General features: G+C 68.4%; 16 protein-coding genes. 8 read left to right on the plus strand and 8 right to left on the minus strand.

Annotated features, from left to right (window positions below; translation table 11 throughout):
• Positions 1 to 25 precede the first annotated feature (25 nt).
• The 3 genes from ACWGE0_RS08565 to ACWGE0_RS08575 are packed head-to-tail and all read right to left on the minus strand — an operon-like array spanning position 26 to position 3,299.
• The gene (locus ACWGE0_RS08565) at positions 26 to 931 is read right to left on the minus strand and encodes an ABC transporter permease (protein WP_452260299.1); all 906 of its coding nucleotides are present in this window, start codon (positions 929 to 931) and stop codon (positions 26 to 28) included.
• The gene (locus tag ACWGE0_RS08570; RefSeq protein ID WP_452260300.1) at positions 928 to 2,337 is read right to left on the minus strand and encodes a sugar ABC transporter ATP-binding protein; all 1,410 of its coding nucleotides are present in this window, start codon (positions 2,335 to 2,337) and stop codon (positions 928 to 930) included. The genes ACWGE0_RS08565 and ACWGE0_RS08570 overlap by 4 nt, the downstream gene beginning before the upstream one ends.
• A complete protein-coding gene (locus ACWGE0_RS08575; RefSeq protein ID WP_452260515.1) occupies positions 2,334 to 3,299 on the minus strand; it encodes a LacI family DNA-binding transcriptional regulator in 966 nt (321 codons plus the stop codon). The genes ACWGE0_RS08570 and ACWGE0_RS08575 overlap by 4 nt, the downstream gene beginning before the upstream one ends.
• A 112-nt stretch (positions 3,300 to 3,411) precedes the next feature.
• Between ACWGE0_RS08575 and ACWGE0_RS08580 the strand changes: the two genes are divergently transcribed.
• Both ACWGE0_RS08580 and ACWGE0_RS08585 read left to right on the plus strand, forming a co-directional pair.
• Complete coding sequence (locus tag ACWGE0_RS08580; RefSeq protein ID WP_452260301.1) at positions 3,412 to 5,322, plus strand: DUF2339 domain-containing protein; 1,911 nt, start codon at positions 3,412 to 3,414, stop codon at positions 5,320 to 5,322.
• A gap of 121 nt (positions 5,323 to 5,443) precedes the next feature.
• The gene (locus ACWGE0_RS08585) at positions 5,444 to 6,526 is read left to right on the plus strand and encodes a hypothetical protein (protein ID WP_452260302.1); all 1,083 of its coding nucleotides are present in this window, start codon (positions 5,444 to 5,446) and stop codon (positions 6,524 to 6,526) included.
• On the opposite strand, the gene ACWGE0_RS08590 is transcribed toward ACWGE0_RS08585, so the two are convergent.
• Complete coding sequence (locus tag ACWGE0_RS08590; protein WP_452260303.1) at positions 6,457 to 8,580, minus strand: MMPL family transporter; 2,124 nt, start codon at positions 8,578 to 8,580, stop codon at positions 6,457 to 6,459. The two genes, ACWGE0_RS08585 and ACWGE0_RS08590, sit on opposite strands and share 70 nt — an antisense overlap.
• A 112-nt stretch (positions 8,581 to 8,692) precedes the next feature.
• Here ACWGE0_RS08590 and ACWGE0_RS08595 point away from each other — a divergent pair, with 112 nt between their 5' ends.
• A complete protein-coding gene (locus ACWGE0_RS08595; protein WP_452260304.1) occupies positions 8,693 to 9,418 on the plus strand; it encodes a TetR/AcrR family transcriptional regulator in 726 nt (241 codons plus the stop codon).
• 375 nt (positions 9,419 to 9,793) lie between these two features.
• Here ACWGE0_RS08595 and leuS read toward each other — a convergent pair whose 3' ends face one another.
• On the minus strand, positions 9,794 to 12,571 hold the full coding sequence (leuS, locus tag ACWGE0_RS08600) for a leucine--tRNA ligase (protein WP_452260305.1): 2,778 nt from the start codon (positions 12,569 to 12,571) through the stop codon (positions 9,794 to 9,796).
• Between the two features lie 251 nt (positions 12,572 to 12,822).
• On the opposite strand from leuS, the gene ACWGE0_RS08605 reads away from it, so the two are divergent.
• Complete coding sequence (locus tag ACWGE0_RS08605; protein ID WP_452260306.1) at positions 12,823 to 13,227, plus strand: SdpI family protein; 405 nt, start codon at positions 12,823 to 12,825, stop codon at positions 13,225 to 13,227.
• Between the two features lie 32 nt (positions 13,228 to 13,259).
• On the opposite strand, the gene ACWGE0_RS08610 is transcribed toward ACWGE0_RS08605, so the two are convergent.
• The gene (locus tag ACWGE0_RS08610) at positions 13,260 to 13,838 is read right to left on the minus strand and encodes a YqgE/AlgH family protein (RefSeq protein WP_452260307.1); all 579 of its coding nucleotides are present in this window, start codon (positions 13,836 to 13,838) and stop codon (positions 13,260 to 13,262) included.
• A 237-nt stretch (positions 13,839 to 14,075) separates the two neighbouring features.
• On the opposite strand from ACWGE0_RS08610, the gene ACWGE0_RS08615 reads away from it, so the two are divergent.
• Positions 14,076 to 15,410, plus strand: coding sequence for an MFS transporter (locus ACWGE0_RS08615; protein ID WP_452260308.1), 1,335 nt, complete (start codon positions 14,076 to 14,078; stop codon positions 15,408 to 15,410).
• On the opposite strand, the gene ACWGE0_RS08620 is transcribed toward ACWGE0_RS08615, so the two are convergent.
• Both ACWGE0_RS08620 and ACWGE0_RS08625 read right to left on the minus strand, forming a co-directional pair.
• Positions 15,339 to 15,593 (minus strand): LuxR C-terminal-related transcriptional regulator, encoded by a 255-nt coding sequence (locus ACWGE0_RS08620; protein ID WP_452260309.1) that lies wholly within the window; start codon positions 15,591 to 15,593, stop codon positions 15,339 to 15,341. The two genes, ACWGE0_RS08615 and ACWGE0_RS08620, sit on opposite strands and share 72 nt — an antisense overlap.
• Positions 15,594 to 15,688: 95 nt before the next feature.
• On the minus strand, positions 15,689 to 17,125 hold the full coding sequence (locus ACWGE0_RS08625; protein ID WP_452260310.1) for a CCA tRNA nucleotidyltransferase: 1,437 nt from the start codon (positions 17,123 to 17,125) through the stop codon (positions 15,689 to 15,691).
• Positions 17,126 to 17,167: 42 nt separating this feature from the next.
• Between ACWGE0_RS08625 and ACWGE0_RS08630 the strand changes: the two genes are divergently transcribed.
• From ACWGE0_RS08630 to murJ, 3 genes are read left to right on the plus strand one after another with little or no spacing between them, the layout of a single operon-like run.
• On the plus strand, positions 17,168 to 17,683 hold the full coding sequence (locus tag ACWGE0_RS08630) for an NUDIX hydrolase (RefSeq protein ID WP_452260311.1): 516 nt from the start codon (positions 17,168 to 17,170) through the stop codon (positions 17,681 to 17,683).
• Positions 17,680 to 19,974 carry a DUF6049 family protein gene (locus ACWGE0_RS08635; protein WP_452260312.1) on the plus strand — a complete coding sequence of 765 codons (2,295 nt, stop codon included), beginning with the start codon at positions 17,680 to 17,682 and terminating at the stop codon, positions 19,972 to 19,974. The genes ACWGE0_RS08630 and ACWGE0_RS08635 overlap by 4 nt, the downstream gene beginning before the upstream one ends.
• Entirely contained in the window at positions 19,971 to 21,611 is a 1,641-nt protein-coding gene (murJ, locus tag ACWGE0_RS08640; RefSeq protein WP_452260313.1) for a murein biosynthesis integral membrane protein MurJ, read from the plus strand. Before ACWGE0_RS08635 ends, murJ begins: the two co-directional genes overlap by 4 nt.
• Positions 21,612 to 21,648 lie beyond the last annotated feature (37 nt).

The raw sequence follows: 21,648 nt of genomic DNA on the forward strand, positions 1-21,648 counted from the left end.
TCTTCCTTACCTGTTGCGAGTTTTCTCAGCGACGGCGAAGTGAGTCGAGCAACGCGGCAAGAGCGATCACCGCGCCGATGACGACCTGCTGCCAGAACGGCGGCACTTGCAGCAGGTTGAGGCCGTTGCGCAGGACGGCGAGCACAAGTGCGCCGACCAACGTCCCGGTGGCGCGGCCAACGCCACCGGACAGCGACGCCCCGCCGATGACGACCGCGGCGATGGCGTCGAGCTCGTAGCCGACCGCTGCCTGCGGACCGGCGGACCCGAGCCGTCCCGCGAGCACGAGGCCCGCGGCGGCGGCGAACAGGCCGGAAAGGGCGTAGATCCAGAGCTTCTGCCTGCGGACGTCGATCCCGCTGAGCTTCGCGGCCTCCTCGTTGCCGCCGATCGCGTACATGCGACGGCCGAGGTTGGTGCGCGTGAGGATCAGTCCGGTGAGGCCGAAGAACGCCAGCATCAGCAGCAGCGGCAGCGGAACCATCGGTGCGAGGTTCGAGCCGAGGAACGTGACCAGCGCGTCCGTCTCGTGCGGCTGGCCCTCGGAGAACACGAGCGTCAGACCGCGGGCGACGCTCAGCATGGCGAGCGTCGCGATGAACGGCGGCAGCTTGCCGTAGCTGATCAACGCACCGTTGACGAGCCCGCACAGCGCGCCGACGACGAGGCCGAGCGGTCCGGCGGTGAGTGCGCCGACCATCGCTGCCAGCGCGGCGATGCTGCCGACGGACAGGTCGATGCCGCCCGCGACGACCACGAAGGTCATGCCGAACGCCATGATCGCGATCACTGCGGCCTGCACGCCGACGTTGAGCAGGTTCTGCGCGTTGAGGAACGCCGGCTGCATGAGCGCGATGACCAGGGCGAGGATGAGAAGCCCTGCGAGGGCCCCGTTTTCGCTGGCGTACTTGCGAATGCTGATCGTGCTCACGCTGAGATCTCCTGCACGGCGAGTGCCATCACCTGGTCTTGGGTCGCGCCCTTGGGCAGCTCACCGGCCACCCGGCCGTGGGCCATCACGACGACGCGGTCGCTCATCCCGATCACCTCGGGCAGGTCGCTGGACACGAGCAGCACGGCCCGGCCCTGCGCGGTCATGCGGTTGATGAGCTCGTAGATCTCGACCTTGGCGCCGACGTCGACGCCGCGGGTGGGCTCGTCGAGGATCAGCACCTTCGGGTCGGCCAGCAGCCACTTGCCGATGACGACCTTCTGCTGGTTGCCGCCGGAGAGTTCCTTCACCGGCTGCTCGACGCGGCCCTTGATCCGGAGCTTGCCCGCGATGCCGGTCAGGCGCTTGCGGTCGCGGTTGTCCAGCGTGACCAGCTCGAGGTTCTCCCCGACCGTGGCCGTCAGCACCAGGCCCTGGCCCTTGCGGTCCTCCGGCACCAGGCCGAGGCCTGCCTTGATCGCGGCCTGGACGTCGTGGCGGCGCAACGGTTTCCCGTCGACCTGGACCGTGCCGTGGTCGTAGTCGTCCACCCCGAACGCGGCGCGCGCGACCTCGGTGCGTCCGGCGCCGACCAGGCCGGCGATGCCGACGACCTCGCCCGCGTGGACCTCGATGGTGATGTCCTCGAAGACACCGCGCTTGGTCAGACCCGAGATGCTGAGGAGGGGCTGACCTGGACGTTGCTGCGCCCGCGGGTACTGCTCGTCGATCGGGCGGCCGACCATCAGCTCGATCATGTGCTGGGTGGTGGCGCGCGGTCCGAGGACACCGACGCTCCTGCCGTCGCGCAGGATCGTGATGCGGTCGGCGATGCGCTGGATCTCGTCGAGGTGGTGGGTGATGAAGACGAGGCCCACGCCGTTGTGGCGCAGCTGGGCCATGATCTCCAGCAGGCGGTCGGTCTCGGTGTCGGTGAGCACCGCGGTCGGCTCGTCGAGGATCAGCACACCGGCGTTCTTGTCGAGCGCGCGGGCGATCTCGATCATCTGCTGCTGGGCGATGCCGAGGTCCTTGACCTTGGCGTTCGGGTCGACGTGCAGGCCGACGCGGTCGAGCAGCGCGGGGGCACGGCGGCGCATCTCGGCGCGGTCGACGAACCCGTACCTGCGCGGAAGCCGGTTGAGGAACAGGTTCTCCGCGACCGTCAGCTCCGGGACGAGCGCGAGCTCCTGGTGGATCACGGCGAGGCTGGCGTGGCCCTCGATCGTGCCCGCGTCGTGGCTGTGGATGCCCGCGAGGACCTTGACCAGCGTGGACTTGCCCGCGCCGTTCTCGCCGAGCAGGACGTGGACCTCGCCCGCGTTGATGTCGAGGTCGACGCCGTCCAACGCCTTGGTGGCGCCGAAGTGCTTGGTGATCCCACGGGCCGTGATGAGTGCTTTCACAGCTCGGCCTCCCCGAGCGAACCGCGCAGCACGAGCTTCGCGGTGAGGCGGACGTCGTCGGGTTGCTGGCCGTTGATCAGGGCGAGCAGGCTGCGCGCGGCGGCCCTGCCCATCTCGACGGTCGGCTGCGCGATGACCGTGATCGGCGGGTCGAGCAGCGGGAACCACGGCTGGTCGTCGAACACCGCGAACGCGATGTCGTGCGGGATCTGCAGGCCGCGGGCCCTGACCTCGCCCAACGCGCCGAGGCCCATCAGGTTGTCCATCGCGACCAGCGCCGTGGCACCGTCGTCGATCAGCTTGGCGGCCGCCTGGCTGCCGCTCTCCTGCCGGAAGTCGCCGTGCACGACCTGCGCGAGACCGCCGAGCGACCCCGTGAGCACGTCGGTTCGTTCTCTTCCAGTGGAGGTGTTCGGCGGGCCCGCGATCACTCCGATGCGGGTGTGGCCGGCGCCGACGAGCCGCCGGGCGAGCGAGGTCAATGCCTCACTGCCGTCGGCGCGGACGACTGGGCATGTCGCGCCCCTGACCGTCCGGTCGAGCAGGACGAGCGGAACGCCGCCTGCGCTCACTTCACGAACCAGACTCGGGTCGTCGGTCGCGGGGCACAGCAGGAGGCCGTCCACCCGGCGGTCGAGCAGGGTGCGCACGTAGGTCGCTTCCTGCTCGGCGCTCTCGTCGGCGTTCCCGATCACGACGCAGTAGCCGTGTGACCGGGCTTCGTCCTCGACCGCTCGGGCGATCTCGGCGAAGAACGGGTTCAGCAGATCGCTGATGACCAGACCGAGGGTCTGGGTGCTGGTGGTCCTGAGGGATCGCGCGAGGGCGTTGGGCCGGTAGCCGAGTTCCTCGATCGCGGCGAGCACTCGCACGCGGGTCTCGGGAGTCGGCGCGGCATGGCCGTTGAGCACGCGCGACACGGTGGCCGTGGAGACGCCGGCGTGCTGCGCGACGTCCTTCATGGTCGTCACGAGGGCGTAGTTAATCGATTACACATGTATGTAGTCAAGCTGAGATCAGGGGATGAGTAGGTGTACGGATGTCACTGGGCGTGGTCTGCCTCACTCTGATCACATGGACGGACAGGATCGCCTCGGGTACGAGCAGCGGCTCTCGCTGGAGCTCGCGGCCATCGGGCAGCGGCTGGTGACGATCAGCACGGAGATGCGGTCGCAGGCTCCGGCCGCCGCGACCGCGGTGGCCGCCGTGGCCGAGGTCATCGCGCCGCCGCCGACTCCCACCACGCCCGTGTCGGTTCCGATCCAGGCCCCGCCTCCCAGCCCGTGGTCGCAGCAGATGCCGATGCAGCAACCGCCGCAAGGGCAGTGGCCGCAGCAGCCGCCTCCCCCGGCGCAGTGGCAGCAGCCGCCGCCGCAGTGGCCGGCACCGAAACCGCGCGAGAGCCTGTTCGAGAAGCTCGGCAAGGACGGCGCCGGGGCGAAGCTGCTGGCCTGGGTCGGTGGCGCGATCACCGTGCTCGGCTTCGTGCTGCTGCTGGTCCTCGCCATCCAGCGCGGCTGGCTCGGCCCGATGCCGCGCGTGATCGGCGGCGCGGTGTTCAGCGGCGCGCTCGTCGGCATCGGCATGTGGCTGCACCGCAACCCGGCCGGTCGCACCGGTGCGTTCGCGCTGGCCGCCACCGGTTTCGCGGGCCTCTACCTCGACGTCATCGCCGCCACCAGCCTGTACGGGTACTTCCCGTCCGGCGTTGGTCTCGTGGTCGGCTTCGCGGTCGCCGCGGCCGGTGTCGTGCTCGCGCTGCGCTGGGACTCGCAAACGCTCGCGGTCGGCGTTGTCGCAGCTTGTGCCATCTGCTCGCCGATCTTGACTGACGGCTTCACGGTCCTGCTGGTGGCGTTCCTGCTGGTGCTGAAGATGGCCAGCACGCCGGTCCAGATCCAGCGCAACTGGCCGGGTCTCGCAATCGCCGGTGGCTTCATGCCGATCTTCGCCTCGCTGCTCACCACCGCGAACGCCATCCCCAACGACTTCGAGTGGACCGTGGTCGGCGTCGCCGGTGCCACGACCGTCGTCGGCATCGCGGTCGCGCTGCTGACGATCCGCAAGCGTCCGGACGACATCGTCTCGATCGCGCTGATCGCGGGCTCGGCGCTGCCGTCGATGTTCGCGACCACGCTGCTGAACGACCCGGCCAACTCGGTGCTCGCCGGTGCGGTCGCCGCGGTGCTGCTGGCGATCTGGATGGTCCCGGACCTGCCCCGCGCGTTCACGACGGCGGCCGGTGCGACGGGCATGCTCGCGTTGTTCCAGACGACCGTGATCGCGCTCGACGGCAACGTGCGCACGGCGATCGTGCTGGCCGAGGCGGTGCTGCTGGCGTTCCTCGCGGCCCGGCTCAACAAGAAGAGCGCGCTGGTCGGGTCGATCGTGTTCGGCGTCGTCGGGTTCCTGATGACGATCGGCCAGGCGGTGCCGATCACGTGGCTGCTGGACGAGCCGCGCTTCTTCAACGACATCCAGCCAGGCGACTACGCGGCGGGCCTGGTCACGGCGGTCGTGCTGGGCGTCTTCGCGGCTGCCCTGCCGTGGGCGGCGCTGAAGATGCAGGTGCTGCGTGAGCCGGCCAAGCACCCGTTCCCGTGGATCCTCGCCGGGCTCGTGCTGCTCTACGGCGCCGCGGGCGCGGTGCTGTGCACGGCGCTGCTGGTGTCGCCGGACGAGACCGGATTCCTCTTCGGACACTCGGTGGTCACGGTGTCGTGGACGATCGCCGCGTTGTTCCTGCTGGTCAAGGGGATCAACAACAAGGCGCTGCGGATCTCGGGCCTGATCCTGGTGGCCGCCGCGGTGGTGAAGCTGGTGCTGTTCGACCTGGCCGCGCTCGACGGCATCGCCCGTGTGCTGGCTTTCCTCGGCGCCGGTCTGGTGCTGCTCACCGCGGGCACCCGTTACGCCAAATTGGTGGCCACGGCGAAAAGTCCCGAGCCACACGAATCCGCACCGCTGGCTCCGCCCTCTTACTGACTGACGACCGTCGCCCGCGCCGCCGTCGCGGGCGACGGTCGTACTACAACCAGGCAAAGATTTCCCTCGACAGAGTGACGGAAGTAGATCGAAAGCACCCGGAAGTGGTCCCATCGGGCGTATGGCAAAGCCACGCCTCGTGGCCGCGGTTCTAGCGCTCTCAGCGGCCTTCGCGGCGACGGGTGTTCACCAAGGGCACGAGTACACGACCACTTCCTCCGCATCGGTTTCCCCGCGTGCGTACGTGGTGGGCAAGACCGGTCTCGTACAGGTCGTCGACACCCGGAGCGGCACGGTTCTCGCGCAGGCGGACACCGGCGGCCGCGCGACGGGTGTCGCCGTGTCCCCGGACGGTCAGCGGCTCTACGTGATCAACGGGTGGACCGGCGCGATCACCGTGGTCGACCCGGAGACCGGCGCGATCCTCGACCGCATCTTCACCCAGGTCCAGCTCTCGCACGCGGCGATGCGCCCGGACGGGCAGCGCCTCTACGTCTCGGCCAGCGGCGGCGTGGCGGTGGTGGACCCGCAGGACTTCCGGCTGGTCGCCGCGGTCAAGGTGCCCGGCCAGCCGCAGGGTCTCGCCGTCCACCCGAACAACCAGGTCCTCTACGTGGCCAACGCCCAGGACGGCACGGTCGGTCTGGTCGACACGGCGACGGCGTTCCAGACCTCGACGGTCCAGGTCGGCGGCCTGCCGCAGTTCCTGGCGATCTCACCGGACGGCAAGCGCCTCTACGTGAGCAGCATGCGCCTCGGTGACAAGACGCCCGGCACGTTGTCGGTGATCGACACGACCACGAACCAGGTCGTCGGCTCGCTGGACGTCGGCAGGGGAGCCGGCAGCATCGCCGTCACCCCGGACGGCGCCACGGTCTACCTGACGTTGCCGAAAGAAAGCTCGGTCGTGGTCGTCGACACGGCGACCATGACGGTGCGCGAACGTTTGCCCATCAACACGCCGGGTGTCGCCATCGCGCCGGGCGACCCGAGGGTCTTCTTCGCGACCGGCGCGACGACGACGGTGCTGGACACGTCCAACGCGGTGCTCGCCACCTACCGGATGCGGTCGGGCGAGCTGGAGGAGGCGAGGCCGCGCCAGTTCGACGCGGCCATGATCGCCTTCGCCTCCGGTCAGCCCACCCTGGCGGGTTCGCGGATCTCGTCGTCCCAGTCGTCGAAGTCGTCCACCGGCTCGTCGTGAAGCGCGAGGCGTTCCTGGATCCGCTTGAGCGGACCGGGTGACCACCACGCGGCGTTGCCGAGGAGCTTGAGCACGGCCGGCACGAGCAGCATCCTGACCACGGTGGCGTCGAGCGCCAGCGCCAGGATCATGCCGACGCCGACGAACCGCATCATCGCGACCTGCGAGAACGCGAACGCACCCGTGACCACGATCAGCAGCAGCGCCGCCGAGGTGATCACCCGGCCGGTCTTGGCCAGGCCGGTGCTCACGGCTTCCTCGGTGGTCGCGCCCTGACCACGGGCCTCGACCATCCTGCTGAGCAGGAAGACCTCGTAGTCCGTCGACAGACCGAACACGATGGCCGCCATCAGCACGACGATGCCGGACTCGAGTGGCCCCGGCGTGACGCCGAGCCAGTCCGCGCCGTGACCCTCCTGGAAGATCCAGACCAGCACGCCGAACGTCGCGGACAACGACAGCGCGCTCATCAGCACGGCCTTGATCGGCAGCACGACCGAGCCGAACGCCAGGAACATCAGGATCAGCGTGGCACCGACCAGCAACGCGATCATCAACGGCAGCCCGGCCGCGATGGCGTCGAGCGAGTCGCTGACCGTGGCGGTGTTGCCGCCGACCAGCACCTCGGCGTTCGGCGGGGGAGTGATCGCCCGGACGTCCTTCAGCGCCTGCTTCGACTCGTCGCTCAGCGCGTCCTGCTCGAGCCCGGCGGCCGCGACCGTGACGCCCTTGTCCGCGCCCATCGGCTGGACCTCGCCGACGCCGGGCACGTCCTTGACCTTGCCCAGGTACTCCTGGACCACGGCCTGGTCACCGCCCTTGACCACGATCTTGAAGCCGGTGTTGGAGAGCGCGGAGAAGTTCTGGTTGATGTTCTCCGTGGCCACCCGCACGGTGTTGCCCTCCGGCAGCACCTTCTCGGTGACCTGGCCGAACTGCACGTTCAGGAACGGCGCGCCGAGTGCCGCGAGGACTCCGATCAGCGGGATGGCGAACAGCAGCGGCCGCTTCATGACCTTGCCGCTCAGCTTGCGCCAGCCGCGTTCGCTCGGCTCCTTCTTGCGCCACGGCATGGCGAGCTTGTCGACCCGGTGGCCGAGCACGCCGAGCAACGCGGGCAGCAACGTCAGCGAGACCACCGCGGCGATCGCGACCGACGACATGCCGCCGTACGCGAGGGACTTCAGGAAGCCGTGGGGGAAGAGCAGCAGCCCGGCCAACGCGATGACCAGCAACGTCGCGCTGAACACGACCGTGCGCCCTGCTGAGGCGACGGTGCGACCAACTGCTTGTTCGGTCGTGCGTCCTTGGGCGAGTTCCTCGCGGAACCGGCCGACCATGAACAGCCCGTAGTCGATCGCCATGCCCAGGCCGAGCAGCGACGCGACGTTGACGGCGAACGAGTTGACCTCGGTGAAGAGCGCGACGCCGTGCAGCACGCCGAGCGCGCCCATGATCGCGAGACCACCGACGACGACCGGGAGGCTGGCGGCCACCAGTCCACCGAAGATGATCACGAGCAGCAGCAGGACCAGCGGCAGCGAGAACATCTCCGCGCGCGTCAGGTCTTCCTGCGACATGTCGTTGATGGCCTTCTGGGTGGGCACGAGCCCACCGACCTGCTGGGTGAAGCCGTCGATGCTCAGCTGCTTCTGGATGTCCTCGAACTGCTTGATCTGCTCGTTCGAATCACCACTGGTGAGCGTGATCGCGACCAGCGCCTGCTGCTTGTCGTCGGACGGCACCGGCCCGTTGACCCTGAGCACGTCGTCCTTGGGGAAGCCGCTGATGTGGTCGGCGACCTTCTTCATCTCGAGCGGGTTGGCGAAATCGCCGCGGTAAATGACGATCACATCACCGTTCTGCCGCCCGAACGCCTCCTCGGCTACTTTGTCGGCCCGCGCCGCTTCACTGGAGGGAGCCTCGTAGCCACCCTGGCTGAGCTTGTCGAACACGCCCAAGCCCCAAACACCGCCGAGAACGGTGAGCAGTACGGTCGCGACCAAGACCACCCACCGGCGGCGATATGCGATCGAGCCCCACTTCGCGAACATCGACGACGGCCTCCTGGGTTACCGTGCTGTAAATCCCGTGAACTCTTGTAAACACCGTTCACTGAAACCGTACGGGGCCGTGGACAGGGTCTACAACCCGATGGAGTGACATATGACCGAGGCCACTCGCCGAGAACGTCTCCGCGCTGAGACCGAGCGTGAGATTCGGCAGGCGGCCCGCGCCCTTTTGGTGGAAAGCGGCCGCGACGCGGTTACCCTGCGTGCCATCGCGCGCAAACTAGGCATCACCGCGCCCGCCCTCTACCGCTACTACGACTCCCACGACGCGCTATTGCGGCAGCTCTGCGACGACATCTGCGCGGACATGGCCTCAGCGCTCTACGCGGACCTGGCCGCAGACACGTCAGGCCAGGTGGGATGCCAAGTCAGGGCGGTGTGCCACGCCTTCCGCCGCTGGGCACTGGCCCACCCGCAGGAGTTCGCGCTGGTGTTCGCCTCGCCCCGCGACCCACTGGGCGCCGACCAGTTCGGCGCGGTGTTCCTGCAGCTGGCCGGGCAGCTGATCGCCTCGAACCTGGTCGCCAACCACGCGGACGACGACGTGCCCGAGGTGCTGCACGAGGACCTGGTGCGATTCCAACAGGTGCTCATGGACGCGGTGTCCGTGCACGGCGTCGTCGTCGAGGACTCCGTGCTCAACCTGGGCAAGATCTACCACGTGGTGCAGTCGTGGGTGCGGCTGTACGGGCACGTGGCGCTGGAGGTGTTCGGGCGGTTCCCGTTCGCGGTGAGCAACCCGGAGCCGATGTTCGACAGCATGCTGGACCAGATGCTGACGGACATCGGGTTCTCCGAGGACGAATCAGCGGTTCATTGAGTCGCGGACGAAGTCGCGGAACCTGCGGGGCAGCACCGAGCAGCTCGAAGCTGCGGATCCGGCCTTCGAGGTTGCGGCCGTTGAGCCTCTTCGCGAGCGCTTCACGTCTCCGCCGCGATGTCCCTGCGGAAGATCTCGCCGTTCTGGGGGAGCTTGGTGAGGCTGGCCGTCGAGGACCGCGTGTCCGTGCCCACAAGGAACGTCGCCGCCAGTCACACGCAGCGCGTTCGCTGCGGACATGGTCGTCGAGATGCTCATGACCGTGCTCGCGGGAGCGTTGCGGGCGGCGCAGGTGGCCGGCCCGTCACTCGACCTCGGCTCGGTGCTGAAGGGGCTGGCGCTGCCCGGAGGACAGCACCAGCCCCTTCAGAGTTGCTACAGAACGACGTTCACCAGGCGGCCCGGAACGACGATCACCTTGCGCGGTTCGCCACCGGCGACCAGTTCGGCGATCTTCTCCTCGCTCAGTGCCGCCGCCTTGATCTCGTCCTGCGACGCGGACGCCGAGACGACGACCCGCGAGCGGACCTTGCCGTTGACCTGGATCGGGTACTCGACGGTGTCCTCGACCAGGTACTGCTCGTCGGCCTTGGGGAACGGGCCGTGGGCCAGCGTGCCGTCGTTGCCCAGCTTCGCCCACAGTTCCTCGGCCACGTGCGGGGCCTGCGGGGCCAGCATCAGCACCAGGGGTTCGGCCAGTGCGCGGGGCGTGCCGGCGGCGTAGTGCTTGGTGACGAAGTTGTTCAGCTCGATCAGCTTCGCGCCTGCTGTGTTGTAGCGCAGGTTGGCGTAGTCGTCGTGCACGCCGGCGATGGTCTTGTGCAGCAGTCGCAACGCCTCGACCGAGGGCTCCTCGGAGGTGACGCGCAACGAGCCGTCGGTCTCGTCGACCAGGTTGCGCCACAGACGCTGCAGGAACCGTTGGGCGCCAACGACGTCCTTGGTCGCCCACGGACGTGACACGTCCATCGGGCCCATGGACATCTCGTAGAACCGGAAGGTGTCGGCGCCGTACTTCTCGCACATCTCGTCCGGCGTGACGACGTTCTTCAGGCTCTTGCCCATCTTTCCGTACTCACGACGGACTTCTTCGCCGTTGTAGATGTACTTGCCGTCTTCCTCGACGACCTCGTCGGCCGGCACGTAGACACCGCGCGGGTCGACGTAGGCGTACGCCTGGATGTAGCCCTGGTTGAACAGGCGGCGGTACGGCTCGTCGCCGGTCAGGTGGCCCAGGTCGAACAGGACCTTCTGCCAGAAGCGCGAGTACAGCAGGTGCAGAACCGCATGTTCGACGCCGCCGATGTACAGGTCGACGCCGCCGGGGTCGGTCGGGCCGTGTTCGGCCGTGCGCGGGCCCAGCCAGTACTTCTCGTTCTCCGGGTTGACGAACCGCTCGGTCTCGACCGGGTCGACGTAGCGCAGCTGGTACCAGCACGAACCCGCCCAGTTCGGCATGGTGTTCGTGTCGCGGCGGTAGGTCTTCAGGCCGTCGCCCAGGTCCAGCTCGATCGTCGTCCACTCGGTGGCGCGCGACAGCGGCGGCGACGGCTCGGTGTTCGCGTCCTCCGGGTCGAAGGTGCGCGGCGAGTAGTCGTCGACCTCGGGCAGCTCGATCGGCAGCATCGACTCCGGCAGCGCGATCGCGGTGCCGGCCTCGTCGTAGACGACCGGGAACGGCTCGCCCCAGTAGCGCTGGCGGCTGAACAGCCAGTCGCGCAGCTTGTACTGGACGGTGCCGTGGCCGTGGCCGTTCTCCTCCAGCCAGCCGATCATCGTCTTCTTGGCGTCGTCGATCGCCATGCCGTCCAGGAAGCCCGAGTTCACCGCCGGTCCGTCGCCGGTGAAGGCCTCACCCTCGAAGCCTGCAGACGGCTGGACCGTGCGGATGATCGGCAGGTCGAACTTCTTCGCGAAGTCCCAGTCGCGCTGGTCCTGGCCGGGCACGGCCATGATCGCGCCGGTGCCGTAGCCCATCAGCACGTAGTCGGCGATGTAGACCGGAATTTCCTTGCCGTTCACCGGGTTTGTCGCATACGCCCCGATGAAGACGCCGGTCTTCTCCTTGTTCTCCTGACGGTCCAGTTCGGACTTCAGGGACGCGGCGCGCCGGTACGCGGCGATGTCTGCCACGCGATCGGGCGTCGCAATCTGGTCCACCAGCTCGTGTTCCGGTGCCAGGACCATGTAGGTCGCGCCGAACAACGTGTCCGGCCGGGTCGTGAAGACCTCAATGCTCTCGTCTCCCACCGCGAATCGGACTCGGGCGCCATGCGAGCGCCCGATCCAGTTGCGCTGCATGGCCTTCACCTTGTCCGGCCAGTCCAGCCGGTCCAAGTCGTCGATCAGCCGGTCCGAGTACGCGGTGATGCGCATCATCCACTGGCGCAGGCTTTTCCTGAACACTGGGAAGTTGCCACGTTCACTGCGACCGTCCGCGGTGACCTCTTCGTTCGCCAGCACAGTACCCAGTCCGGGACACCAGTTGACGGGCGCCTCCGACATGTAGGCCAGCCGGAATTCGCCCAAGATCCTTTGCTGGTCGGCAAAAGACAGCTCAGACCACTTGCGACCGCCCTCGACGTCCCGCTCGCCAGACTCGAACTGGGAGATCAGCTCGGCGATCGGACGCGCCTTGCGGGCGTCGACGTCGTACCAGGAGTTGAAGATCTGCAAGAAGATCCACTGGGTCCACTTGTAGTACTCGGGGTCGATCGTCGAGATGCGGCGACGCTCGTCGTGGCCCAGCCCCAGCCGGCGGATCTGGCGCAGGTACGTGTTGATGTTGTCTTCGGTGGTCTTGCGCGGGTGCTGGCCCGTCTGCACCGCGTACTGCTCGGCGGGCAGACCGAACGCGTCGAAACCCATGGTGTGCAACACGTTGCGGCCGTTCATGCGGTGGTACCGCGCGAACACGTCCGTGCCGATGAAGCCCAGCGGGTGCCCGACGTGCAGGCCGGCACCGCTCGGGTACGGGAACATGTCCTGCACGAACAGCTTGTCCGCGGGCACGTCACCCTTGAGCGCGCCAACGGGGTTGGGCGCGTGGTAGGTGCCGTGGTTCTCCCAGTACCGCTGCCACCGCTCCTCGATCTGGTTCGCCAGGTCGGCGGTGTAGCGGTAGGCGGGGATTTCCGCCGCGTCCGTGCTCATTTCAGGCGTCCCTCTCACATCGATCCTGCCCCTGACATGACGAAACCCCCCAGCCCAGAAAGGGCATGGAGGGCGGCCGCGCCGACCGTCTTTCGATCAGGTCGTCGCGGCTAGATAAGGAGCAGGCGGGCCGTGCTCATGTCGTCAACGGTATCAGCGCACCGCAAGTGCCATGCACGGGGCGGTGGCGTGGGGCACACCAGACCGGGGTGACTTTCCGGTGAACCGCGGTTCCGTCTTACCCTCATGGGGTGAACATCGTGCTGTCGGTCGTCCTGGGTGTGCTCGGCGTCGCTCTCGGCGCGGTCGGTCTGCTGGGTCTGCAGGGCAAGCTGCGACGCAACCGCTACGTCGGTGTGCGCACGGCGGCGGCGCTGCGAGACGAGGAGACGTTCGCGCTGGCCAACCGGGTTGCCGGGGTGCCGAACGTCGCGGCCGGTGTGGTCGCGATCGTGTCGGGCGCGATGGCGTTCGTCATGGCCGACCTGGCCGTCACCGCTGGGATCATCGGACTGATCGGCGCGCTCGCGATCGCAGTCGCCGGTGGGCTCGTGGGCAGCCGTGCGGCCGAGGCGCTGCCGGAGCCGGTCAAGCCCAAGGGCTGCGGTGGCTGCGCCTGCGGTGGCGGCGGTTGCTCGCCGCTCGCCGGTCTCTAGAGCCTCAACGTTTCACGTGAATCAAGCGTGAATCAGTTCTCGCGGACGTCCTTCGGATAGGTCGACAGCAGCGCCAGCGGCATGCCCTGCCGGCGCAGCACGCGGCCCCACAGGTCGACGTTCGCGCCCACCAGCACGTCATCGGCCAGTCCGGTCACGACGATCCAGTCGCCGCGCTCGATCTCACCGTCCAGCTGACCCTCGCCCCAGCCCGCGTAGCCCGCGAACACCCGCAGGCCGCGCACCAGCGGCATGAGGTCGTCCGGTTCGGCGTCCAGGTCGATCAGCGCCACCGGGCCCTGCACGCCGACCAGGCCCTCCACTGCGGACGGATCGGTGCCCGGCTTCAGCGCCGCCAGGCACAACGCCGTCTTCTGCTCGACCGGGCCGCCTATGTAGATGCACTGCGGCTTCGTGACGTGCGAACCCCACGGTGGCAGCACGTCGAGCACCGCCACCTCGGAGGGGCGGTTCAGCACGACACCGAGGGTCCCCTCTGGACGTTGATCGATGATGTAAACGACGGTGCGCGTGAAGTTCGGGTCGTTGAGGCTCGGAGCGGCAACCAACAGGGAACCTGGCTCGACTTCGACTTCGTCATCGGGACGCACGTCACCATGAAATCACCCGTGATCGCCGGAACAACTCAGGGCCGCACCCCGTTAGACTCAAGTGTCGGATGTCTTTGTGTCCCCCGGGCTCAACAGACAACCGCCTTCGCGGAATACCGTTCGGCTGGAGCCGCGTAGTGCGCCGCGCCGTGAGGCGACCTGGCATCCGATCCAAGAGAGCCGGACCGTGAGGTCCGGCTTTCGTGGTTTTCACCACCACGCGCCTACAGTGCAACGGTGACAGCGCTTGCGGTGGAGAAGCACCACTGGGGATCACGCCGGTTCCTCGGCATCCCCGAGTACCGCAGGCTCCTCGCCACCCGCCTCGCGTCGCAGTGGGGTGACGGCCTCTTCCAGGCCGGGCTCGCCGGTGCCGTGCTCTTCAACCCCGAGCGCCAGGCCGATCCGGTGGCCATCGCCGCCGGGTTCGCGGTTCTCCTGCTGCCGTACTCGCTGATCGGCCCGTTCACGGGCGCGCTGCTCGACCGGTGGGACCGCAAAAAAGTCATTGTCGTGGCGAACCTCACGCGCGCCGTGTTCGTCCTGCTCACCGCCGCGGCGGTCGGAGCGGGGCTGAGCGGGCTGCCCCTCTACGTCTCCGCTCTCATCGTCATGGGCATCGCACGGTTCGTCGGGGCCGGGCTGAGCGCATCCCTGCCGCACGTCGTCCCGGAAGACCACCTGGTCGAGGCGAACGCGCTGGCCACGACGGCCGGGGCGATCATGGCCGTGGTCGGCGCCGCCTGCGCCATCGGGTTCCGCACGCTGCTCGGTGCCGGGGACGGCGGCTCGGCGTGGACCACCACCATCGCCGTGGTCGGGCTGCTGCTCAGCGCGTTCATCGCCAGCCGGTTCAAGGCGGGCGTGCTCGGACCGGACGAGGTCGACGAGCCGCACAACGCGGTCACGGCCGTGGCTCGCGGTCTGCTGGACGGCGCGAAGGCCGCCTGGCGCACGCCGAGCGTCATCGCCGCGCTCGCCGCCGTCCTCGCCCACCGGGCGGCGTTCGGCATCAGCCTCATGATCACGCTGCTGCTGATGCGCTACAGCCTGGAGGACGTCGGCATCCTCAAGGCCGGCATCGGCGGGCTCGGCGAGGTCGCCGTCGCGGGCGGCGCCGGTGTGCTGCTCGCCGGCATCCTCACCGACCGGGTCGTCGACAGGTTCGGCACCTCCCGGACGATCTGCGGCGCGCTGATCCTCGCCGCGGCCGCGCAGATCGGGCTCGGGCTGCCGATGACGCTGCCGAGCATCCTCGCGGCCAGCTTCGTCATCATCTTCACCGGTCAGATCGTCAAGCTGTGCGTGGACACCGCGGTGCAGCACGACATCGGTGACGAGGTGCGCGGCCGGGTCTTCTCCCTTTACGACACCTTGTTCAACATCGCGCAGGTCACCGCGGTGTCCGTCACGGCGACGCTGGTCCCACTGGACGGACGCGCGCCCGGTCTCGTCATCGCCGCCGCGGGTCTTTACCTGGTCGGCCTGGCCGGTTACCTGCTAGCGCGGAAACGGCAGGTGCAACATGCCGGCCTCGTGCGCGAAGACGACGGCGGCCACCCGATCAGGTAGGTCCAGACGCCGCAGGATGTCGGCGACCTCGTCGGCCACCCGCTGTTGCGCGAGACCGAGCACGCGCGCGATCTCGTGGTCTGCGTGACCACGCGCGAGACACCTCAGCACGGCCCGTTGGTCATCGGTCAGCTCGTCCAAGTCGTGAACGGCCGGACCTGCGGAAAGTCCCCAAGCGAACATCTGCACCACCCCCATGCGCCCCCTAGCGCACTTCCCATGGTGCAACCCCGCGCTGACACTTCGCTAACGCGGGGATTTCATCCGCTCACAATGCGTCACATGGCGGGTGGTGCGATCCCCTGTTCGCGCGCCCAGCCGAGCAACGCCGCCTCCGCCTCGTCGCGGTCCATCGGCCCGTTGTCGAGCCGGAGCTCCTTGAGGAACTTCCACGCGGCACCGACCTGCGGACCCGGCGGCAGCCCGAGCAGCTTCATGATCTCGTTGCCGTCGAGGTCCGGCCGCACACGCGCGAGGTCTTCCTCGGCCGCGATGCGCGCGATGCGTTCCTCGAGAGAGTCGTAGGTCCGCTTCAGCAGGTTCGCCTTGCGCTTGTTCCTGGTCGTGCAGTCGGCACGGACGAGCTTGTGCAACCGCGTCAGCAGGTCGCCGGCGTCGGTCACGTACCGGCGCACGGCCGAGTCGGTCCACTCGCCGTTGCCGTAGCCGTGGAAGCGAAGGTGCAGGTAGACGAGCTTCGCGACGTCCTCGGTGATCTCCTTCGAGTACCGCAACGCCCGCAAGCGCTTGCGGACCATCTTCGCGCCCACGACCTCGTGGTGGTGGAACGAGACGCCACCGCCCGGCTCGAACTTCCGGGTCGCCGGTTTGCCGATGTCGTGCAGGAGCGCCGCGATCCTCAGCACCAGATCGGGTGATTGATCAACATCTTCAAGATCAATTGCCTGTTCCAGCACAACCAGCGAGTGGTCGAAGACGTCCTTGTGCTGATGGTGTTCGTCGATTTCCAGCTTCATGGCCGTGAGCTCTGGCAGCACGACGTCTGCCAGGCCGGTCTCGACCATGAGCTCGATGCCGCGGCGGGGGTGCGCCCCGCACAGGAGCTTCGAGAGCTCCACCTGCACGCGCTCCGGCGTGATGCGGGTGAGCTGGCCTGCCATCGATCGCATCGCCTCGACCACCCGCGGCGCCGGCGTGAAGCCGAGCTGGGACACGAACCGCGCGGCGCGCAACATCCGCAGCGGGTCGTCACCGAACGACTCCTGCGGGGTCGCCGGCGTGTCCAGCACACCGTCACGGGCCGCCTGAAGGCCTCCGGTCGGATCCACGAACTCGCCCGCCGCGATGTCGAACGCCATGGCGTTGACCGTGAAGTCACGACGGACCAGGTCACCGTCGATGTTCTCGCCGAAGGTCACCTCGGGGTTGCGGGTGACGCCGTCGTAGACGTCCGCGCGGAAGGTCGTGATCTCGATGATCTCGCCCTGCTTCGACGCGCCGACCGTGCCGAAGGCGATTCCGGTGTCCCACTGCGCCTCGGCCCAGCCGCTCAGCAGCTTCTGGATCTCCGCAGGTCGCGCGTCCGTGGTGAAGTCGAAGTCGTTCGTCGGGCGCCCCAGCACGGCGTCGCGCACACTCCCACCCACGAGGTAGAGGCGCTTGCCCCCGGCTGCGAACCGGGCGGCGAGTTCGGCGACGACTGGCGTGATAGCGGGCTGTTCCACCACCGCATTCTGCTGGAGCGATCGAGACACGAGAAACCAGCGTACTCATCGGATCTAAGTACGATCGGCCGTATGTCCCCGTCAGCCGCACGTTCCGGGAGTCCCAAGCCGGGGCGCCGGAAGAGGCGCAGGGGCAGGAGGCTCAAAACGGTCGACGAGACGTCGGCGGGTGGCCTGGTGCTCGACGCGGAACAACGGGCCGCGGTGATCGGCAGACTTGACCGGCGCGGCCGGTTGCTGTGGTCTTTGCCGAAGGGTCACATCGAGGCAGGCGAGACCGCGGAACAGACCGCGGTGCGCGAGGTCGCCGAGGAGACCGGTATTCATAGCAGGGTGCTTCGCCCGTTGGGGTCGATCGACTACTGGTTCGTCGCTGACGACCGCCGGGTGCACAAGACGGTTCACCACTTCCTCCTCGAAGCGCTGGGGGGAGAGCTTTCCGACGAAGACGTGGAGGTCACCGAGGTGGCGTGGGTGCCACTCGGCGAACTGGACGAGCGACTCGCGTATGCCGACGAGCGCCGCCTGGTCCGCCGAGCCGCCGAACTGCTCGCCGACCGCTGCCGCAACGGGGCGGGGTCGGCGTGAGTCTGAGGAAGCTCGTCTGCACAGCCGCTGTCGCCACGTTCCTGGTGATCGCCACGCCGCCCGCGGGCGCCGTCGAGCAGTCACCACCGGACGGGGTCGACGCGCTGCCGTTCCTGCCCGCCACCGAGGTGTGGGCGACCAGATCACTGTCCGCCCAGCCGGGCCAGCAGACGCCGCAGTTCCTGCGGCTCGACATCGCCCAGCTCACCCCCCGGTTCGTGACCAGCGACTCGCCGGCCACGGTCAAGATCACCGGCACGATCGCCAACATCGGTGACCGCAAGGTCTCCGACATCGTGCTGCGCCTGGAGCGCGGTGAGCCGCTCGCCGCGGAGGACGACCTGCGCAAGGCGTTGCGGGAACCGGCGGCCGCCGAGTCCGTGCAGCCCAACTTCACGCCGGTCGCCGAGGCCTTGGAGCCTGGCCAGCAGAAGGACTTCACGCTCGAGGTGCCGTTGCGCGGCACCGAGCCGACCTCGCTCGAGATCGAGCAGCCGGGCATCTACCCGATCCTCGCCAACGTCAACGGCAAGCCGGACTTCGGCGGCCAGGCGCGGCTCGCGGCGCTGTCCACGCTGCTGCCGGTGCTCGGCGTGCCCGGTGGCGAGACCAAGGGCAAGACGGCCACACCGGCCAAGCTCACCGTGCTGTGGCCGATCGCGGACCGGCCGCGGCTGGTCCGGCTCGGCGGCGAGGGTCAGTCGGAGCTGATCGACGACGAGCTCGCGACGTCGCTCTCGGTCAACGGCCGGCTGTACGGCCTGTTGCAGGCCTACGAGCAGGTCATCTCGTCGATGAGCACGGCCATGTGCGTCGCCATCGACCCCGACCTGCTGCGCACCGTCCAGGCCATGAGCACCGGCTACAAGGTGCGCGGTGGCGCGGACGGCAAGGGCAAGACCGAGGCCAGGCTGTGGCTGGACCGGCTCAAGCTCGCCGTCAGCGGCCGTTGCGTGATCGCGCTGCCGTACGCCGACGCGGACCTCGTGGCGTTGAACAGGGCGAAGCTCGCCTCGATGCGCACCCTCGCGGTGACCGACGGCCCCAAGCTCATCCAGGACATCCTGTCCGTGCAGCCGCTGCCGAACCTGGTGTGGCCCGAGGACGGCGTGCTGGACCAGTCGACGTTCGACGAGCTGGTCACCCCGCTGCCGGACAAGCCCAACACCGGCATGAAGTCGGTCCTGCTCGACCCGACAGGTCTCGCGGACGCGCCCGGCACCGCACCGGTCACCATCGCAGGCCAGCGCCCGGTCACGGCCGTGAAGATCGACTCGATGGTCTCGGACGCGCTGCAGGGCAGTGACTCGCGCCCGCGCACGCTGTCCGGCGTGACCGCGCCGTTCGAGAACCAGCCGGTGTCCGTGCAGAACGCGCTGGCCGTGCTGGTGTTCCGGGCCGGATGGCAGGGCGACGGCCGCAACGTGCTGGTCGCGCCGCCGCGCCGGTGGAACGCGCCGCTCTCGGAGATCACCGAGTTCCTGACGGCGTCCCAGACGCTGCTCGCCGGCGGTTACGCGGCCCAAACCGGGCTCGAGGAGCTCACGAAGGCCACCCCCGCGGTGACGAACGCCAAGGTCGCCTACCCGCCGGAGGCAGGCGCGCGGGAGATCTCGACGGTCATCGCCGACTCCGTGACGAACCAGAGCGCGCAGCTCAACGGCCTGGTCGCGGCGATGCAGCAGGAGGACACCCAGCACGCGTCGCCCGCCGACCTGGCCGACCCGCTGTGGCTCGGCCTGCTGCGTGCGATGTCCGGCGCGTGGCGGTCCAACGAGCAGGGCGCCAGGTCCGCGGCCGAGGTCAGCCAGGGCGAGCTGAACGGCCTGACCGGCATGGTCGGCGTGACGCAGCCGAACAGCCCGATCCTGCTCGGCTCCGGTGACAGCCCGATCCCCGTGACCCTGACGAACAAGCTCGACGTCCGGGTGACCGTGCGGATCACGCTGGCCGACACCCCGGGGATCAAGAAGCTCGACCTCGCCGACCAGGTGCTTCCCGCCCGTGGCGAGCGGGTCGTGCGGGTGCCCGTCGAGGTGCTGCGGTCCGGCAGGTTCCCGGTCAACGTCCGCCTGACCACTCCCGAGGGCGTCGCTCTCGGTGACACTGTCAAGCTTGAGGTGTCGTCGTCCGCCTACGGCACCATCACGGTGATCATCACCGTGATCGCCGGGATCGCGCTCGTCCTGCTTTCCGGGCGGCGCATCTACAAGCGGGTCCGCGCTCGCAACGGCGAGAACGGTGACGCACCGTCCATCGAGAACGTCACACCGGAGAAGTCGAGCGCGTGAGCGAGACAGCCACGACCACCGAACCAGAGCAGCAGAAGCAGGAACCCTCGGTAGCCAGGGCCAGCGGCTCGATGGCGATCGCGACGATCGTCAGCCGTGTCACAGGCCTGCTGTCGAAGGTGCTGCTGGTCGCCGTCCTCGGCGCCGGCTGGCTCAGCGACTCGTACCAGGCGGCGTCCACGCTGCCGACGATGATCAACGAACTGCTCCTCGGCGGCATCCTGACCAGCGTGGCGATCCCGCTGCTGGTCCGTGCCGAGAAGGAGGACGGTGACGGCGGCGAGTCGTACGCCCAGTGGCTGATCAGCATGGGCACGGCGATCCTCGGTGTCGGCACGATCATCGCCGTGGCGTGCGCGCCGCTGCTGACGGACCTCTTCATCTCCGACGGCGGCGACGCGAAGCCCGAGGTCGTCACCGCGTTCGCGTACCTGATCCTGCCGGGCATCGTGTTCTACGGCCTGACGGCACTGATCAGCGCCGTGTTGAACGCACGGCACGTGTTCGGCCTGCCCACCTGGGCGCCGGTGCTGAACAACGTCGTCGTCATCGGCGTGCTCGCCGTCTACGCGCTCCTGCCGGGCGACCTCACGATCAACCCCGTGCGGATGACCGACACGCACCTGCTGGTGCTCGGTCTCGGCACCGCGCTCGGTGTCGCCGTTCAGGCGTCCGTGCTGATCCCGGCGCTGCGCAAGACCGGCTTCCGGTTCAAGTGGCGGTTCGGCTGGGACTCTCGGCTGTCGGAGTTCGGCGGGCTCGCGTTCTGGGTGCTGCTCTACGTCGCGCTGGGTTTCGCCAGCATGACCGTGCTGACGAACGCCGCGACCGAGGCCGGCGGCGCGCTCACCGCGTTCAACTTCCAGTGGCTGATCGCTCAGGTTCCCTACGGCGTGCTCGGTGTTTCGCTGCTCACGGCCCTGATGCCGAAGATGAGCCGGGCGGCCGCGCACGGCGACAACGACCAGATCGTCCGCGACCTGCTGTTCGGCAACCGGATGTCGACGATCCTGCTGATGCCGTTCAGCGCCCTGATGACCGTGTCCGGTGTGGCGATCGGTCTGGCCGCGTTCGGGTTCGGCAAGTCGGGTGTCGAGGGCGGTAGCGGCATCGGCATCGCGCTCGCCATGTCGGCGTTCGGCCTCGTGCCGTACGCGATCACGCTGCTGCAGCTGCGTGTCTTCTACGCGATGAAGGACGCCCGCACGCCGACGTTGATCCAGGCGCTGATCGTGGCGGTCCGGATCGGGTTGATCTACTTCTTCGTCGCGGTGGCCGAGCCGGAACAGCTCGGTGTCGGCGTGTCGATCGCGATGTCGCTCAGCTTCGTGTTCGGCGCGATCGTCGGTCAGGTGTGGCTGCGGATCCGGCTCGGCCGTCTCCGCACCGGCTTCACCATCTGGACCGTCTGCCTGACCGTGGTGGCGTCCTCACTGGCGTTCGCGGTGGCCAAGGGCGCGAACATGCTGGTCCTGGACCTGATCGGGTTCTCGAATCCGGTTGTAGCCGCTTGGTTCGAGGTCGTTCTGGTGACATTGATCGGTTTGCCGCTCGCGTTCGGCCTTCTGGCGGCATTCCGGGTACCCGAGATGAAGCCGGCCATCGACAAGATCAACCGTTTGGTGCGGCGGCGGTGACTCCGGCCCGTGACTGTCGTCCCGTACCCTCGTGCCC

Source organism: Lentzea sp. NPDC054927 (assembly GCF_053610285.1).